Here is a 15,769-nt window from a genome sequence, read left to right as displayed (position 1 = left end):
GTACGTCTCATCACGCCTACTCACGCAGGTCTAAGACTGCCATGCCCGGCCGTCCCGGCCCGCATCGGCATGGGTCCGCCGAGCGACTCGACCGTTCTGCGGGCGCTCGGTCCGATGACGGCGGCCCATTCATCAGGGGCGTCGGCGAACCAGTCCACGATCTGCGCGGCGAATCCGGGGACCTCCTCCGCCAGCTCCACCAGGCGTCGATCGAAACAGGAGGCGCCTTCGGGCGTACGGACCAGGAGGAGCCCGGTGCGGTGGACGAGGTCCCGGGTCCGGGGCTCGGAGCGGTGCGGTGATCCCTGGGCGGCGGCCTGCAGCAGGGCGTCCAGAACGGTGTGGTCGCAGCCCGCGTACCGCTCGTGATCGAGGAGTACGTCCACGAGCTCGGCCCGCATCGCCCGCGAGACCCGACTGCCGGGCGCGGCGAGGACGGGCGCCAGGGCGGCCCGGACCTGGGGCGGATGGCCCCGCAGCATCCCGGTGACCAGCGGAAAGAGGACGGCCCTGGCGGCGGGCCCGTGCTCGAAGCGCCGGTCGACGAAGGCGGCGGCATGGGCTGCGCCCTCCGGGTGGCGGTCGACGTACTCGCGTACGAGGTCGGCGGCCCGGCGCGCGAGCGCGGGGGTGTCCACCTCGGCGAGCGCCCGCAGCACCTCGCCCGCGCCGTCGCCGGGCTCGTCCAGCCGGGCCCGGAAGGCGGCGAGGACCTGGTCCGGGTGGGTGGCGAGCGCGACGGCTGCGGCGGAGGCGGGGAGCCGGCCGGAGGAGAGGAGGAGCAGGGCGCGGGGCAGATAGCGGGTCCGGGTCGCCGGGTCGGTCACGAGGAGGGCGAGCGCGGGCCCGTGGAGGTCGGTGTCGGCGGTACGCCCGAGGAGGGCGAGGGCGGCGTACCGCAGCAGCTCGCGGTCGGCTTCGGTGGTGACGTGCGGGGCGACGAGGAGACCGTGGACGGCAGCGGCGGCCCGGCGGGCGGGGCGGTCGTCGTGGGCCCAGCGGTCGACGGCCCGGCAGAGGGCGGGGGTCTCGTCCTCGGCGAGCGCGGCGAGGAGTTCGTCGGCGCGGGGGTGCGAGGCGGCGGCGAGGGCCTCGGTGAGATCGTCCACGGCGAGGCGCCGCCGGGCGTAGAGCAGCGCCTGCGCGGCACGTGCGACGGTGGGCAGCACGTCTGCCCCCGGGGAGGCGGGCAGCGCCCGCTCGTCGGCGAACCACCCACAGAGCAGCACCTGCACAAAGCGGGGCGCCGCCACGAGCCGCCGCGCAACGGCATCGAGATACCGGTCCCGCCCCGGCTCGTCCCCGGGAACCCCGTCGACCGGCACGAGCCGCCGCAGCAGATCGAGGCGCACCTCGTCGCCGATGGCGACCCGCTCCCAGAAGCCGGGCCCGAACAGCCCGTAGGCGCCGGGGTGTTCGCCGCTCACGGCAATCCGGTCGGCCAGCCGCCGCAGCACGGCACGCTGCTCCTCGGCGTCGGACAACCGCAGCAGCACCTCGGCAAGGAGATGCACGGCCCACCAGCGCGCGTCGTCGAGGCGGACATGGAGCTCCCCTGTGGGTGCGGGGACTCGTTCCGGCGCGGGGGTCTGCTGCGGGAGCCGGATCTCCGCCGGAGGGGGCGCCAGCCGGTCCACGGCCTCCAACAACTCCCCCAGCCTGCGGCCCAGTTCAGCCGGTCCCCGCTCCCGGCCCAGCACGAGCAGCGCGCGGATCACCGGGCCGATCCGGTGGCGGGGTACCGGCAGGGCGCGGGAGGCGTCGCGTGCGCCTGGTACCGGTGCGTCGCTCGGGCCGGGGCGGGAGGGGAGCCGTACCGTCGGGTCCGTCGGGCCCTTGCCCTCGTGCCAGCGGTGGACCAGCGCCCTCAACGCCCCGTCCACGTCCAGGTGTTCGCCCTGGATCCAGTCGGCCAGCTCCTCGTGCGCGAAGCGGTAGCCGGTGCCCGCCGGGGTGATCAACCCCTCGGTGAGTACCGCCGACGCCCAGCCCGTACGCCACGGGAACAGCTCCTCGAAGGCCTCGCGGTCCAACTCCCCCTGCCCCGGCCCCAGACACCGCCGCGCCGCCTCGTGCACCCGCCCCGACACCCGCGCCGCCAGCCTCCGCACCGCGCTCCCCCGCAGCGCGGGCCCAGCCCCGGCCGCGATGCGGACCGCGATCCGCAGGCACATCAGGTCCAGGTGCGCGGTGAAGATCTCCTCGCGGGACGGGCAGCCCTCCGCCCCCTCCGGGAGCGCCTCGCGCACCTCCGCGAGGAGCCGCAGGGCGAGGGGGTGCGCCGCGTCGGCGGGCGCGAGGGCGCCGTCCGGGATTCCGTTCCGTACGCGCGCACGCTCCGCCTCCGCCGCCGTCAGATCCCCGATCCGTACGACGTCCGCCGCTCCCTCCGGATAGAGCGCGGACGCCTGCTCCCAGTGCTCGGGACGGCACGCGACAACCATCCGCACCCGGTGCGCCCGCAGCCAACTCGCCGTCCCCGCCGCCCAGTCGGCCATCCGGTGTGCCAGTACGGGCGCCATCTCCTCGGGCCCGTCGAGCAGCACGAGCAGGGGCTGGCCCGCGTCCGCCGCGAGACGTGCGACCCCCTCGGGCGTGGCCGCCCCCAGACCGCCCGGGGCGACGATCCGCCCGGCCTGTTGGAGGGTACGGGCCACCGCGTCGGCGACCGACGCGTCCCCGGCGCGCAGATCGGCGCCGCGCAGCCAGAGCGTCGGCGCGGGCTCGGCGCCCCGGGCCCGCCGTGCGGCGAGCGCGCCGAGTTCTGTCGTACGACCACTGCCCGGATCCCCGACGACGCCGAGGACCAGCCCGGCGAAGGAGTCCAACTCCCGTACGACATCCGGTCGTTCGACCACGTCCAGCCGCACGTCGACCGCCCCCACCGAGGTGGCCGTCAGCTCCAGCACCCCCGCCAGATTCAGATCGCGCCCGTACGCCGGCACGACCGCCCCGTTCCGCCGCAGCAGCTCCCCGAGCCCCGCCCCGCGCAACGGCACCGCGAACCCCGCCGCCGACCGCCCCGCCTCCAGCGCGGTCCCGATCACCCCGAGCACGGCCCCCGTGACGGCGTCCAGAACCGGCCCCCCGGCCGCCTCCCCGCCGAGCCGCAGCGCATTGCTGCCATCCGTACCGACCGCCAACTCCAGTGCGGCGCCCAGCAGATGGAAGCGGTCCGTCGCGGTGTACGTGACCTCCGCCTCGCCCAGGATCCGCGCCTCGCGCCACCCGTGCGCGGCGATCCGCACATACGTCCCCGCCTCGACCCCCGCCTCCCGTACGGCGATCGGCAGCGGCCGCACCCCGAGCCCATCGGTCCGCAGCAATGCAAGACCGAGCTCCGGCAACGAGGTCACGTCCCCGGCCTCGGCGAGGAAGGTCCGCTGCCCGTCCGCGTGCAGCACGACCCTGCTCAGCCCGTCGACGGCCTCATGACTGGTCACCACCGTGCCCCGGTCGTCCGCGACGAAGCCGGTGCCGCGCGGGCGCCCCGCCAGATCGCAGATGCGTACCAGCGTCTCCCGGTCCCCGCGTCCCATACCCCGACGGTAGGCATGGAGTGATCAGCAAGAGAAGAACGCCCGGCGAAAGCGCCCCCGAACGCCCCTCCATTCACTCCGAGCGCCTGCCCGAAGGGGTGAATCCGGGGGTGGAAGCGGATAGACACCTTCCGAGGGGGATCGTGGAGCGGGCATGCGGCCTTGCCCGCTCCACGGTGGGCTATGCGAAGACGGCGAGACTCTTGGCCTTGCCGTTCTGGTCCTCAACGAGAACCAGGAAGGTTCCGTCGGGTCCGAAGACCGCCACCGGACCCGGCGGATACGCCGGCATCTCGATGCGCACCCCGTTGAGCAGCAGCCCCGCCCGCTTCTCGTCGACGTCCCAGCGCGGGAAGGCGGCCGTGGCGGCCTCCGCGACGGGCATGACGGTCAGCTCCTCCTGGAGCTGGTCCAGGGTCTTGGCGACATCGAGCTTGTACGGACCGACGCGCGTGCGGCGCAGGGCCGTCAGATGCCCGCCCACACCGAGCCCGGCGCCCAGGTCGCGGGCGAGGGCGCGGATGTACGTACCCGAGGAGCAGACGACGGAGACGACCAGGTCGACGACGGGAGTGCCGTCCTCGGCGGTGGCCTCACGGACGTCGTACACCGTGAACTGCGAGACGGTGACCGGGCGGGCGGGGATCTCGAACTCCTCGCCGCCGCGCACCCGCGCGTACGACCGCTTGCCGTCGATCTTGATGGCGCTGACCTTGGACGGCACCTGCATGATGGCGCCGGTCAGTTTCGCGACCCCCGCGTCGATGCCCTCACGGGTGACCCCCGAGGCGTCCGTGGAGGAGATGATCTCGCCCTCGGCGTCGTCGGTGATCGTGTCCTGGCCGAGGCGGATCGTACCGAGGTACTCCTTCTCGGTCAGCGCGAGGTGCCCGAGCAGCTTGGTGGCGCGCTCGACGCCGAGGACGAGCACGCCCGTGGCCATCGGGTCGAGGGTGCCGGCGTGGCCCACGCGGCGGGTCTTGGCGATCCCGCGCATCTTGGCCACGACGTCGTGCGAAGTGAAGCCGGACGGCTTGTCGACGATGACAAGGCCGTCCGGCGTCTTCATGGTGCTCTGCTGGCTCATTCTGCGGCGTCGTCCTCGCCCGGGGCCTTGTACGGGTCGGCGTCGCCGGCGTACGTGGCGCCCGAGGACGCCTCGCGCACCTTGGCGTCCTGGGCCCGTGCCTTGTCGAGGAGGTCCTCGATCGCCTTGGCGTTGTCGGGCAGTGCGTCGGCGATGAACGTCAGGGTCGGGGTGAACTTGGTCCCCGCCGCCGCGCCCACGGCCGAGCGCAGGATGCCCTTGGCGCTCTCCAGGCCCGCTGCCGCACTGGCCCGGTCCTCGTCGTCGCCGTAGACCGTGTAGAAGACCGTGGCCTCCTGCAGATCGCCGGTGACCCGTGTGTCCGTGATGGTCACATGCGTGCCCAGACGCGGGTCCTTGATGCCGCGCTGCAGCTTCTCGGCGATCACCTTGCGGATGAGGTCCGCCAGCTTCTTCGCCCGCGCGTTGTCGGCCACTGGTCCGTCTCCTTCTCAAGCCTTGCTAATCGTCTTCGTCGCCGTGCAGCCGCCGCCTGACGGACAGCAGCTCCACCTCCGGCCGGGCGGCGACGAGTCGCTCGCACCGGTCGAGTACTTCTTTGAGATGCCCCGTCTCCCCGGACACCATCGCCACACCGATCTCGGCCCTGCGATGGAGATCCTGGTCGCCGACTTCGGCCACGCTCACCGCGAACTTGCGGTGGAGCTCGGCCACGATCGGCCGGACGACGGAGCGTTTCTCCTTCAGCGACCGTACGTCGCCGAGGAGCAGATCGAAGGACAGAGTCCCCACATACATGTGTGCCCGGATGTCCCGCCGGTTCGGGTTCGCGCCCCGCCACATCTGTTGGCAGGGACACAAGAACCGTACACGCAACGGCCGGGGCCGCTCGACGGAAATAACTTCCGCCGAGCGGCCCCGACTGATGCTGTACGGATCAGTCACGCAGCGACTAGCCGCGCGGCTTCTCGCGCATCTCGTACGTCGCGATGACGTCGTCGATCTTGATGTCGTTGAAGTTACCGAGGTTGATACCACCCTCGAAGCCTTCGCGGATCTCGGTGACGTCGTCCTTGAAGCGGCGCAGACCGGTGATGTTGAGGTTCTCCGAGATGACCTTGCCATCGCGGAGCAGGCGCGCCTTGGTGTTGCGCTTGACCTCGCCGGAGCGGACCAGCACACCGGCGATGTTGCCCAGCTTGGACGAGCGGAAGATCTCGCGGATCTCCGCCGTACCGAGCTCGACCTCTTCGTACTCCGGCTTGAGCATGCCCTTGAGGGCCGCTTCGATCTCTTCGATCGCCTGGTAGATGACCGAGTAGTACCGGACGTCCACACCTTCGCGGTCGGCCATCTGCGCGGCACGACCGGCCGCACGGACGTTGAACCCGATCACGATCGCGTCGGAGCCGGTCGCCAGGTCGATGTCCGACTCGGTGACCGCACCCACACCGCGGTGCAGGACGCGGATGTCGACCTCTTCGCCGACGTCGAGCTGGAGCAGCGAGGCCTCGAGGGCCTCCACCGAACCGGACGCGTCGCCCTTGATGATGAGGTTGAGTTCCTGCACCAGACCGGCCTTGAGCGCCTCGTCCAGGTTCTCCAGGGAGAACCGGACACCCTTGCGGGCGAAGCGGACGTTGCGCTCACGCGCTGCACGCTTCTCGGCGATCTGACGGGCGGTGCGGTCCTCGTCGACAACCAGGAAGTTGTCGCCGGCACCCGGGACGTTGGTGAGACCGAGGACGAGGACCGGAGTCGAGGGACCCGCCTCTTCCACGTTCTCGCCCTTGTCGTCGAGCATGGCGCGCACTCGGCCGTAGGCGTCGCCCACGACCATCGTGTCGCCGACCCGCAGCGTTCCGCGCTGGACGAGGACGGTCGCGACGGCGCCGCGGCCCTTGTCCAGGTGGGACTCGATCGCGATGCCCTGTGCGTCCTGCTCCGGGTTGGCCCGCAGGTCGAGCGAGGCGTCGGCGGTGAGGACGACGGCCTCCAGGAGGGACTCGATGTTGAGGCCCTGCTTGGCGGAGATGTCGACGAACATCGTGTCGCCGCCGTACTCCTCGGCCACCAGACCGAACTCGGTGAGCTGACCGCGCACCTTGGTCGGGTCCGCGCCCTCGACGTCGATCTTGTTGACCGCGACCACGATCGGCACGTTGGCCGCCTTGGCGTGGTTCAGCGCCTCGATCGTCTGGGGCATCACACCGTCGTTCGCCGCCACCACGAGGATCGCGATGTCGGTGGACTTGGCACCACGGGCACGCATGGCGGTGAACGCCTCGTGACCCGGGGTGTCGATGAAGGTGATCTTGCGGTCTTCACCGTTGACCTCGGTGGCGACCTGGTACGCACCGATGTGCTGCGTAATACCGCCGGCCTCGCCCGCAACGACGTTCGTCTTGCGGATCGCGTCCAGAAGTCGGGTCTTACCGTGGTCGACGTGACCCATGACGGTCACGACCGGCGGACGCGAGACCAGAGCCTCTTCGCCGCCCTCGTCCTCGCCGAACTCGATGTCGAAGGACTCGAGCAGCTCGCGGTCCTCCTCCTCGGGGCTGACGATCTCCAGGACGAAGTTCATCTCGTCCGCGAGAAGCCGCAGCGTCTCGTCGGGGACCGACTGAGTGGCCGTGACCATCTCGCCGAGGTTCATCATCACGCCGACGAGCGACGCCGGGTTGGCGTTGATCTTCTCGGCGAAGTCGGTCAGCGAAGCACCGCGGGACAGACGGACGGACTGTCCGTTGCCACGGGGCAGCATGACGCCGCCCACCGACGGAGCCTGCATCGACTCGTATTCCTGGCGCCTCTGGCGCTTCGACTTACGGCCACGACGGGCGGGCCCGCCGGGACGGCCGAAGGCACCCTGTGTGCCACCACGGGCACCGGGACCGCCGGGACGTCCACCGAAGCCGGGACGACCGCCGAAGCCGCCGCCACCGCCGGGAGCGCCACCGCCACCCGGACGACCGCCGAAGCCGCCGCCGCCACCGGGACGACCGCCGCCGCCCGGACCTGCCGGACGACCCTGGAAGCCACCGCCGGCCGGACGGCCTGCGCCGCCTGCGCCACCGGGACGGCCGGGACCGCCACCGGGACCACGGCCACCGGGGCCGCCGCCGGGACGGGGAGCTGCAGCGGGACGCTGCGGCATCATGCCGGGGTTCGGACGGTTACCGCCCGGAGCACCACCCGGACGCGGGGCGCCGCCCTGCGGACGGGGCATGCCACCCGGGCTCGGACGGCCGGGGCCGCCCTGACCCTGCGGACGCGGGGCGCCACCGGGGCCGCCCTGCGGGCGCGGAGCGCCGGAACGGTCGCCACCGGGGCGGTCGCCGCCGGGACGCGGGGCGCCCTGGGGACGAGGCGCGCCCGGACGGGCCATGCCCGTGGAGCCACCGGAGGTGAAGGGGTTGTTGCCCGGACGGGGACCGGCCGGACGTGCGCCGCCGGGACGCGGGGCGCCCTGGCCTGCGGGACGCGCGGGACGGTCGCCGCCGCGCTCGCCACCACGTGCGCCGCCCTGGCCGCCGTCACGCTGACCGCCGGCCGGAGCCGGACGGGCGGGCGCGGGGCGCGGGCCGGGGGTGGCACCCGCGGGACGCGGGGCCTGCTGCTGCGGGGCAGCGGCGGGCTGGGCCGGAGCCGGAGCCGAGAACTCGGCGGCCGGGACCGGAGTCACCGGGGCGGGCTTGGCCGCGGCGGGCTTGGGGCCCGGACGCGGACCGGCAGCCGCCGGCGTGGAAGGCGCCGCAGCAGGGGTGCTGGGCGCGGGGGTGCTGACCTCGGGGGCCTCGGCGGCGGCCGGCTTGGGAGCCGGTGCGCCGGGCTTCGGGGCAGCAGGACGTGCCGCAGCCGCCGGGGAGGGCGCTGCGGGCTTCGAGGGCGTCGCCTTGCGGGGCGCGCCGGGCTTTGCAGCGGACTTGCCGGCGTTGCCGCCGGGCCCCTGCAGTGCGTCAGTCAACTTGCGTACAACCGGCGCCTCGATCGTCGAGGACGCCGAACGTACGAATTCACCGAGTTCTTGGAGCTTGGCCATGACGACCTTGCTCTCAACCCCGAACTCCTTGGCGAGTTCGTATACCCGGACCTTAGCCACTTCGCTCCTTTTAGGTCCGGGTTACCGCCGGACCGTCGCTACTTCATGGGCGTACTCATCGCGTACTCATCGAGTGCTCATCGCAATCTCGACCTACTTCCAACTCGCGAGGTACCTGACCGCACGGGGTCCCGTGCCGTTCTCTTCTTACGGTGTTGCGGTGCTCTGCTCGACGTACCGGCTCAATGTCTCGCTGTCGAGCGGACCCTGGACCTTGAAGGCCCGGAGGAACGCCCGGCGGCGGACCGCCAGGTCGAGACAGACCGAGGCGGGGTGCAGATAAGCACCCCGGCCGGGCAGCGTACCGCGCGGATCAGGGACACAAGTGCCCTCGACCGCGACGATGCGCAGCAGATCGCTCTTGGCCGCTCGCTCCCGGCATCCCACACAGGTTCGCTCAGGGCACGCGGGAGTATGCGTACGGCCAGACACGGTTAAGTCTACCTCCCCGTAACGACCTCACCCCTTTGGGGGAAAAATCGAACGGATGTTGTGATCAGTCGTTGATGATCAGTCGCGGTCTTCGTCGGCCTCGGGCTGCTCGGTGTCCGGGCGGATGTCGATCCGCCAGCCGGTCAGGCGCGCGGCGAGCCGGGCGTTCTGGCCTTCCTTGCCGATCGCAAGGGACAGCTGGTAATCGGGGACGGTGACCCGGGCCGAACGCATGCCGAGGTCCACGATCTCGACCTTGTTGACGCGGGCCGGCGAGAGGGCGTTGGCGACCATCTCGGCCGGGTCGTCCGACCAGTCCACGATGTCGATCTTCTCGCCGAGCAGCTCGGCCATGACATTGCGCACACGGCTGCCCATCGGGCCGATGCAGGCGCCCTTGGGGTTGAGGCCGGAGCGCGTGGAGCGCACCGCGATCTTCGTGCGGTGGCCGGCCTCGCGGGCGATCGCCTCGATGACGACCGAGCCGTCCGCGATCTCCGGGACCTCCAGCGCGAAGAGCTTCTTCACCAGGTTCGGGTGGGTGCGCGAGAGCGTCACGGACGGGCCGCGGACGCCCTTGGCGACACGGACGACGTACGTGCGCAGGCGCAGCCCGTGCGTGTAGTCCTCGCCGGGGACCTGCTCCTGCACCGGCAGGATGGCCTCCAGCTTGCCGATGTCGACCAGGACGTTCTTGGGGTCCTTGCCCTGCTGCACGACGCCCGCGACGACATCGCCCTCACGGCCCGCGTACTCGCCGAACGTCAGATCGTCCTCGGCGTCGCGCAGCCGCTGCAGGATGACCTGCTTGGCGGTGGTCGCGGCGATCCGGCCGAAGTCGCCCGGGGTGTCGTCGAACTCCTTGGGCTCCTGGCCCTCTTCGAGGTCTGCGGGGTCCTCCTTCGCCCACACCGTCACATGCCCGTTCTCACGGTCGAGGCTGACGCGCGCGTGACGGCGCGCTCCCTCGGTGCGGTGGTAGGCGATGAGGAGGGCCGACTCGATCGCATCGGCCAGCTGGTCGAAGGAAATCTCCTTCTCCTTCGCCAAGCCCTTCAGAAGCTTTACGTCGATGTCCATGGCTACGCCTCCTCTTCCTTCTCGTCGTTCTCGTCGTTCTTGTCCTTGCGGCTGAATTCCAGCTCGACGCGCGCCTTGGCGATCTCCGAGAAGGCGACGCGGCGGGCGGTGGGCTTGCGCCCCTTCACGCCCGGCACTTCGAGGTCGAGGCCCTCGTCGTCCACCTTCAGGACGCGCGCGACCAGTTCGCCGCCCTCGGTCAGCGTCAGCTTGGCGAGGCGGCCGATGTTGCGTACGTAGTGGCGGTGCTCGGTCAGCGGGCGGTCCGCGCCCGGCGAGCTCACCTCGAGGACGTACTCGCCCTCGCCCATGACATCGCTCTCGTCGAGCTTCGCGGAGATCTCACGGCTCAGCTCGGCGCAGGCGTCGAGCTCGACGCCCTCCTCGGAATCCACGATGACGCGCAGCATGCCGCGGCGGCCTGCCCGGGACACCTCGATCTCTTCCAGATCCAGGTCCTTGGCGGCGACGAGCGGTTCCAGCAGCCCGCGCAGCCTCTCGCTCTGGGTGGTGCTCATCCGGGTGACTCCTCGGCCGCGTCTGCTGTTGTGGGTTTGTCGCGTGTCAGGTCAAAGGGTATCCGGTCGCGGGGGGTGTTGCCGTCCCTCGGCCGCGGGCCCGCGGGTACGCTCGCCTGCGGTGATCACTTCGAGGGGCCGAGGGAGACACACGTGCCGCGCACGGGGACCACACGCAGGCGTGCGCTGATCATGACGGGGGCGGGGCTGCTGGCAGCCGGCTGCTCCTCCGAAGAACCGGTGAAGAGCGCGCCGAAGCCGGCTCCGGCCGCCGCCGATCCCGAGACCGTACTGCGGAAGCGTTCCGCCGCTGCGAGCCGGGCGCTGCTGGGGCAGTACGACGCCGTGCTCGCCCGGCATCCGGTGACGGCGCGGTTGCTGCGGCCGATGCGGGAGGCTGTCGCGGCGCATGTCCAGGCGCTGTCCCCGGTACGGACACCGGCTGCGCGGGTACCCGCCGCCCCCGCGGACCGCGCCTCCGCCGTGAAGGCGCTGATCGCCGCCGAGCGGCGTACCGCCGGTGCCCACACCGCATCGCTGGACGCCGCCCCCGCCGAGCTGGCCCGGCTGCTGGCTTCCGTGGCGGCCGCGGGCGAGGTGCACGCGTATCTGCTGACCGAGGGGAACCGCTGATGAGCGCTCTGGACGCGGCGCAGGCCGCGCTGGCTGCCGAGCATGCCGCCGTGTACGGGTACGGGGTCGTCGGCGGGCGGGTGCGTGCGGGGCGGCGCGACGAGGCGCGTGAGGCGTACGCCGCTCACCGTTCCCGGCGCGACGGTCTCGTCCGTACCGTGCGTGACCTGGGCGGGACGCCGGTGGTGGCCGACGCCGCCTACGCGCTGCCCTTCGCGGTGACCGGGTCCGACGCGGCGGTGCGGCTGGCGGCCGTCCTGGAGGACCGGGTGGCGGACGTCTACTCGGATCTCGTACGGGCTGCGGAAGGCCCCCTGCGCCGTGAGGCCGCCGGTGCGCTGCGGGAGTCCGCGGTGCGGGCGGTGCGGTGGCGGGGCGGCGGGAGCGTAGCCTTTCCTGGGCTCGTGGAGCGCACCGTGACGACCAAGACCGCCGATGAGGGAACACCGCAGGTATGACTTTTGAACCGCCGCAGCGGCTGGTGAACGCGCTCGGCGAGGCGCAGGACGGGCAGGCGGAGCAGTGGCTGAAGGATCTGCCGCGGCTCCTCCAAGAGGCTGCCCTGCAGCGCGAGTTGACGGTCGAGCGGATCCAGATGCCCGGCGGACGCAGCAGTCTGGTGGCCCTGGTGCGGCAGGCCGACGGCACCCCCGCCACGCTGAAGCTGGCGCCCGGGCGGGGCCGGCCCGAACCGGAGCGGGCGGCCCTCACACAGTGGAACGGCTTCGGGGCGGTTCAGCTCCTCGGTCCCGACACGGGCGACGGTGCGCTGCTCATGGAGCGGCTGCGACCCGAGGTCTCGGTGCGCTCCCTGCCCGAGTCGAGGGCCCTGCTCGAAGCAGCCGGCACGCTGCGCCGCCTGTGGATCGAGCCTCCGCCGGGCCGCAACTGCGAGACGGTGACGGAGCGCACGGGCCGGCAGGCCGCCGCCATGCGCGCCTCGGTGGCCGCGTTTCCCGAGATCGCGCCGCTGGTCGACGCGGCCGTGGGTGTACGGGACGAACTCGTGATGCTGCCCCCGGAGACACGGCTGCTGCACGGCACGTTCCGCCAGAGCAAGGTGCTGTCCTCCGAACGGATGCCCTGGCTGGCGATCGGTCCCGACCCCGTGGTCGGCGAGACGGCATTCGACCTGGCCCGCCTGGTGCGCGACCGGGTCGAAGACCTGATCGCGGCCTCGACGGGCGCTTCGACCACCCGTCGCCGGGTGAAGAAGCTGGCCGAGTCGCTGGAGGTGGACCAGGAGCGCCTGCGCGGCTGGACCCTCTTCCGGGCCGTGGAGTCCGGGGTGCGGGCGCTGCGCGTGGGGCGCCCTAAGGACGCGGAACTGCTGCTGGAGTTCGCGGACTGGCTGTGAGCCGCAGGGCCAGGACCGGGCAGTCGGCCTCGGCGCGACGGGCGGCCCTGGTGTTCACCAGGGTGTCGACGATCAGGGGGTAGCCCCACTCGTCCGACGTGATGTGGTCGGGCAGCTGCTCGACGCAGAGGCGGTGGCCCGTACAGGACGTCCAGTCGATCTCGATGTGGGTCCGGCTCATCGGGGTGTCTCCTCGGGGACGGGGAGCAGCGGCGTGAAGTCGCTCGCCGTGCAGTGGCCCGTCGCGTGGTGGTCGAGTTCGGCGGCGAAGACGGTGAGGGCGCTGCGGACGAGCCGTACCGTGCCGTCGGGGTGGTGGCAGGCGCCGCGGCCCTCGACCAGGCCCGACCAGCGGGTCACGTCCTGGCGCAGGGTCGACTGCGGTCCTGGGTGGGCGAGTTGGGAGAACGCGCCCGCGATACGGGGCAGCCCGTTGAGGCAGGGGCCGCACTGGCCGGCCGACTGCAGGGCGAGGTAACGCAGCACGCGGGCGGTCTCGACGAGGCCGCAGCGGTCGGCGGGGAGAGCCGCCAGCACTCCTGCGCCGGGGGCGGCTCCGTACGGTGTGAGGCTCTTGGCGCCGAGGTTGAGGCGGGCGGCGTCGGCCGCGGGCAGCCAGGCGCCGTGGTAGCCGCCGATCAGGACCGCGGAGGCGCCGTCGAGCGGCAGGAGCCTGCGCAGCGGGGTGCCGACGGGGGTCTCGACGACCTGGGGCGGGGCGGTCGCGGTGTGCACGGTGCAGAGCATGGTGCCCGGCTCGGACGCGGTGCCCGCGGTACGGAACCAGTCGGGGCCGTAGCGGGCGATCAGGGCCAGATGGGCGAGGGTCTCGACATTCTGGACGAGGGTGGGGGCGCCGCCAACTCCCTGTTCGCGCACGGGCGGTTGGGGGTGACGGGGGCGGGCGGGTCTGCCGCTGAGGTGCTCGGCCAGGGCGGAGGACTCGCCGGAGAGGAACCGCGCGGGGACCTCGGTGAGGTGGACGGGGCGGGGGTCGTGCGGGCGGGAGGCGATGGCGTCGCGGAGGGTGCGGGTCAGCCCGGTGCCCTCTTCGAGGGTGAGGAAGGCGGCTTTCGCCCCGAGGAACCCGGCCGCCAACTGGAGCCCGTCGAGGACGAGTTGGGGATTGCGAGCCAGGAGTGTCTTGTCCTTGGCGCTGGCGGGCTCTCCCTCGGACCCGTTGGCGACGACCACGGGCGAGCCCCCGGCGGCCGCGACGGCGGCGAGCTTGCGGTGCACGGGGAAGGCGGCCCCGCCGCGCCCGGTGAGCCCGGACGCCTCGACGGCGTCGAGCCGCAGGGTGGCGGGGAGCGGCCCGTGGGCAAGGGGCTCGGTGCCCTCCGGCGGAAGGAGCCGGCCGGGGAGGGTGCGGATCGCGGTGGTCATGGGGTCACGCTCCTTTCCGTACGCGGGCAGGGGGTTGGGGCGCTGCCTGCTGCCGCGGGAGCGGGCGGGCGCCGTCGAGCAGCGACGCGGGGGTCTCGGGGCGCCGGCCGGCCCGTACCTCGTACAGGACGCGCACGGTGACCCCGCCGACGACGGCGACGACGCACACGACGGTGAGCCAGGTCATCCAGTCGACGCCGGTGTCCGTGCCGATCCCGATGCCGTGGACGAGGGCGACGGGCCAGGAGAGATAGGCGAGCCAGTGCACGGCACGCCAGACGCGGTGGCCGATGCGGCGCCGGAGCAGGCTGGTGGCGACGACGGCGAGCATCAGGTCGAAGGCGACGGTGCCGAGTCCCAGCCAGAGGGGCTGGTAGTCGGAGGCGAAGGGGACGAGGACGTCGAGGAGGGAGATGTTGACGTAGCTGTCGAAGACCGAGCTGCCGATGTGGACGGCGAGGAAGACGACGGCGAGGAGCGAGAGGGTCCGGTGCAGCCCGACGGTGCCGAAGCGGGGCAGCCCGGGAAGGCGTTTGCGCAGGTGGACGAGGATGCCGAGGAGCACGACGGCGGTGAAGAGGACGAGGCACACGACACCGGTGGCCCGGCTGACGTACCAGAGGAGGGGGCTGTCGGCGGTCATGCGGGGCCCCCTTCGGTCGGGAGGGGGGCTATGCGGGACAGGGCCGCCCTGGTGCGGCTCACTGCTTTGCGCCACGGGAGCGGTTCGGGGGGCCAGCCGTTCAGGGTGAGGACCGTGCCGTCGTGGGCGACCAGGCGGGACGGGAGGTTCTGGGAGCGCAGCCAGGACTCGCCCTGGGGGCCCTTGGCGAGTGTGGCCGTGGACGCCGTGTTGGCGTCTGCGCAGGTGGCCGCCGCCACCGACACCGTGCGCCAGGGGGAATCCGCGCTGGTGCCCGTGGTCGGGTCGATGATGTGGTGCAGCGGGCGGCCGCCGCGCAGCCAGTTGCGGGCTGCCGTGCCCGACGTGGCCAGGCCTCCCTCGCGGATCGTCACCGTCGACTGAGGGCCGTCCGTCACCGCGTGCGGGTGGCCGGTGATGTCCTGGACGCGGATGCGCCAGCCGTCGGCGGGCGGCGGGCCCGCGACGGCGGTGTCGCCGCCCAGGCTGACCAGGACGCCGCAGCCCGAGGCCTCCGCGAGGTGCCGGGCGGCGCGGTCCGCGGCCCAGGCCTTGGCAGTCGCGCCGAGATCGAGGCGGATGCCGCGCGGGACGGTGACCGTGCCGGCTTCGCAGTCGAGGGTGATGCGGTGGTGGCCGGGGACCGAGTGGACTTCGAGGCGTACGGGAAGCCCGTCGCGCTCGACCAGGCGGTAGTCGCGGTCGTAGCCGATGGCCTCCATGGCGGAGCCGACCGTGGGGTCCACCGCACCCTTCGTGAGGCGGGCGGCCCGCAGGGCGGTGGCCAGGGCGTCGGCGAGCAGGGGGCTGACGGGGGTGGTCAGGCCGCCCGCGGAGTCCAGGGCGACCAGCTCGGAGTCCTTGCGGAACCGGCTGCAGGCCGCGTCGACCTCGGCGAGGCTGCGGGCCAGCAGCCAGCTGCAGGCGTCGAGGTGCTCGGGGTCGGTGACGACCAGGCGCACCCGGCTGCCGAGGGCGTAGGAGTCGGCGGATGCGGTACGGGTACGCGGTGCGGTCGCGGGTGCCAT

15 protein-coding genes are annotated in these 15,769 nt (G+C 72.6%); 3 read left to right on the top strand and 12 right to left on the bottom strand.

Annotated elements, in window-relative coordinates:
- Window positions 1-20: 20 nt before the first annotated feature.
- The 8 genes from OG707_RS29720 to rimP form a co-directional block, all read right to left on the bottom strand.
- Complete coding sequence (locus tag OG707_RS29720) at window positions 21-3,539, bottom strand: serine protease (RefSeq protein WP_329123670.1); 3,519 nt, start codon at window positions 3,537-3,539, stop codon at window positions 21-23.
- A 181-nt stretch (window positions 3,540-3,720) separates the two neighbouring features.
- Window positions 3,721-4,626, bottom strand: a complete 906-nt coding sequence (gene truB, locus OG707_RS29715) for a tRNA pseudouridine(55) synthase TruB (protein WP_329123667.1) — start codon at window positions 4,624-4,626, stop codon at window positions 3,721-3,723.
- On the bottom strand, window positions 4,623-5,063 hold the full coding sequence (rbfA, locus tag OG707_RS29710) for a 30S ribosome-binding factor RbfA (protein WP_329123665.1): 441 nt from the start codon (window positions 5,061-5,063) through the stop codon (window positions 4,623-4,625). Before rbfA ends, truB begins: the two co-directional genes overlap by 4 nt.
- Window positions 5,064-5,088: 25 nt before the next feature.
- Window positions 5,089-5,385 carry a DUF503 domain-containing protein gene (locus OG707_RS29705; protein WP_206962755.1) on the bottom strand — a complete coding sequence of 99 codons (297 nt, stop codon included), beginning with the start codon at window positions 5,383-5,385 and terminating at the stop codon, window positions 5,089-5,091.
- Window positions 5,386-5,539: 154 nt separating this feature from the next.
- On the bottom strand, window positions 5,540-8,692 hold the full coding sequence (gene infB / locus OG707_RS29700) for a translation initiation factor IF-2 (protein WP_329123662.1): 3,153 nt from the start codon (window positions 8,690-8,692) through the stop codon (window positions 5,540-5,542).
- 147 nt (window positions 8,693-8,839) lie between these two features.
- Window positions 8,840-9,124, bottom strand: coding sequence for a YlxR family protein (locus OG707_RS29695; RefSeq protein WP_329123660.1), 285 nt, complete (start codon window positions 9,122-9,124; stop codon window positions 8,840-8,842).
- 78 nt (window positions 9,125-9,202) lie between these two features.
- Window positions 9,203-10,204 (bottom strand): transcription termination factor NusA, encoded by a 1,002-nt coding sequence (gene nusA, locus OG707_RS29690; protein ID WP_329123658.1) that lies wholly within the window; start codon window positions 10,202-10,204, stop codon window positions 9,203-9,205.
- Between the two features lie 2 nt (window positions 10,205-10,206).
- Window positions 10,207-10,722 (bottom strand): ribosome maturation factor RimP, encoded by a 516-nt coding sequence (gene rimP, locus OG707_RS29685; RefSeq protein WP_329123655.1) that lies wholly within the window; start codon window positions 10,720-10,722, stop codon window positions 10,207-10,209.
- A 153-nt stretch (window positions 10,723-10,875) separates the two neighbouring features.
- Here rimP and OG707_RS29680 point away from each other — a divergent pair, with 153 nt between their 5' ends.
- Genes OG707_RS29680 through OG707_RS29670 form a run of 3 tightly spaced genes read left to right on the top strand, consistent with a single transcriptional unit; the run spans window position 10,876 to window position 12,712 of the window.
- Complete coding sequence (locus OG707_RS29680) at window positions 10,876-11,355, top strand: hypothetical protein (RefSeq protein ID WP_329123653.1); 480 nt, start codon at window positions 10,876-10,878, stop codon at window positions 11,353-11,355.
- Window positions 11,355-11,813: a ferritin-like domain-containing protein gene (locus tag OG707_RS29675; RefSeq protein ID WP_329123651.1), complete on the top strand. Its 459-nt coding sequence runs from the start codon at window positions 11,355-11,357 to the stop codon at window positions 11,811-11,813. Before OG707_RS29680 ends, OG707_RS29675 begins: the two co-directional genes overlap by 1 nt.
- Window positions 11,810-12,712, top strand: a complete 903-nt coding sequence (locus tag OG707_RS29670) for an aminoglycoside phosphotransferase family protein (protein WP_329123649.1) — start codon at window positions 11,810-11,812, stop codon at window positions 12,710-12,712. Before OG707_RS29675 ends, OG707_RS29670 begins: the two co-directional genes overlap by 4 nt.
- Here OG707_RS29670 and OG707_RS29665 read toward each other — a convergent pair.
- The 4 genes from OG707_RS29665 to OG707_RS29650 are packed head-to-tail and all read right to left on the bottom strand — an operon-like array spanning window position 12,669 to window position 15,769.
- Window positions 12,669-12,893 carry a ferredoxin gene (locus OG707_RS29665; RefSeq protein ID WP_329123647.1) on the bottom strand — a complete coding sequence of 75 codons (225 nt, stop codon included), beginning with the start codon at window positions 12,891-12,893 and terminating at the stop codon, window positions 12,669-12,671. The genes OG707_RS29670 and OG707_RS29665 overlap by 44 nt on opposite strands.
- Window positions 12,890-14,098: an NADH-ubiquinone oxidoreductase-F iron-sulfur binding region domain-containing protein gene (locus tag OG707_RS29660; protein ID WP_329123645.1), complete on the bottom strand. Its 1,209-nt coding sequence runs from the start codon at window positions 14,096-14,098 to the stop codon at window positions 12,890-12,892. The genes OG707_RS29665 and OG707_RS29660 overlap by 4 nt, the downstream gene beginning before the upstream one ends.
- A 4-nt stretch (window positions 14,099-14,102) precedes the next feature.
- Complete coding sequence (locus OG707_RS29655; protein ID WP_329123642.1) at window positions 14,103-14,741, bottom strand: ferric reductase-like transmembrane domain-containing protein; 639 nt, start codon at window positions 14,739-14,741, stop codon at window positions 14,103-14,105.
- Window positions 14,738-15,769 carry an FAD:protein FMN transferase gene (locus OG707_RS29650; protein ID WP_329123640.1) on the bottom strand — a complete coding sequence of 344 codons (1,032 nt, stop codon included), beginning with the start codon at window positions 15,767-15,769 and terminating at the stop codon, window positions 14,738-14,740. The genes OG707_RS29655 and OG707_RS29650 overlap by 4 nt, the downstream gene beginning before the upstream one ends.

Origin of the sequence: Streptomyces sp. NBC_01465 (assembly GCF_036227325.1) — a bacterium.
GTDB lineage: Bacteria > Actinomycetota > Actinomycetes > Streptomycetales > Streptomycetaceae > Streptomyces.
Note: the sequence above shows the minus strand (reverse complement) of the source record. Positions and strands in the feature narration are given on the sequence as shown.

Excerpts from the sequence above, each read along its gene's own strand:
- OG707_RS29670 (WP_329123649.1), top strand. The coding sequence starts at position 11,810 with ATGACTTTTGAACCGCCGCAGCGGCTGGTGAACGCGCTCGGCGAGGCG.
- OG707_RS29665 (WP_329123647.1), bottom strand. The coding sequence starts at position 12,893 with ATGAGCCGGACCCACATCGAGATCGACTGGACGTCCTGTACGGGCCAC.
- truB (WP_329123667.1), bottom strand. The coding sequence starts at position 4,626 with ATGAGCCAGCAGAGCACCATGAAGACGCCGGACGGCCTTGTCATCGTC.
- rimP (WP_329123655.1), bottom strand. The coding sequence starts at position 10,722 with ATGAGCACCACCCAGAGCGAGAGGCTGCGCGGGCTGCTGGAACCGCTC.
- OG707_RS29650 (WP_329123640.1), bottom strand. The coding sequence starts at position 15,769 with ATGGCACCCGCGACCGCACCGCGTACCCGTACCGCATCCGCCGACTCC.
- nusA (WP_329123658.1), bottom strand. The coding sequence starts at position 10,204 with ATGGACATCGACGTAAAGCTTCTGAAGGGCTTGGCGAAGGAGAAGGAG.
- OG707_RS29705 (WP_206962755.1), bottom strand. The coding sequence starts at position 5,385 with ATGTATGTGGGGACTCTGTCCTTCGATCTGCTCCTCGGCGACGTACGG.
- OG707_RS29720 (WP_329123670.1), bottom strand. The coding sequence starts at position 3,539 with ATGGGACGCGGGGACCGGGAGACGCTGGTACGCATCTGCGATCTGGCG.
- OG707_RS29655 (WP_329123642.1), bottom strand. The coding sequence starts at position 14,741 with ATGACCGCCGACAGCCCCCTCCTCTGGTACGTCAGCCGGGCCACCGGT.
- OG707_RS29660 (WP_329123645.1), bottom strand. The coding sequence starts at position 14,098 with ATGACCACCGCGATCCGCACCCTCCCCGGCCGGCTCCTTCCGCCGGAG.
- OG707_RS29675 (WP_329123651.1), top strand. The coding sequence starts at position 11,355 with ATGAGCGCTCTGGACGCGGCGCAGGCCGCGCTGGCTGCCGAGCATGCC.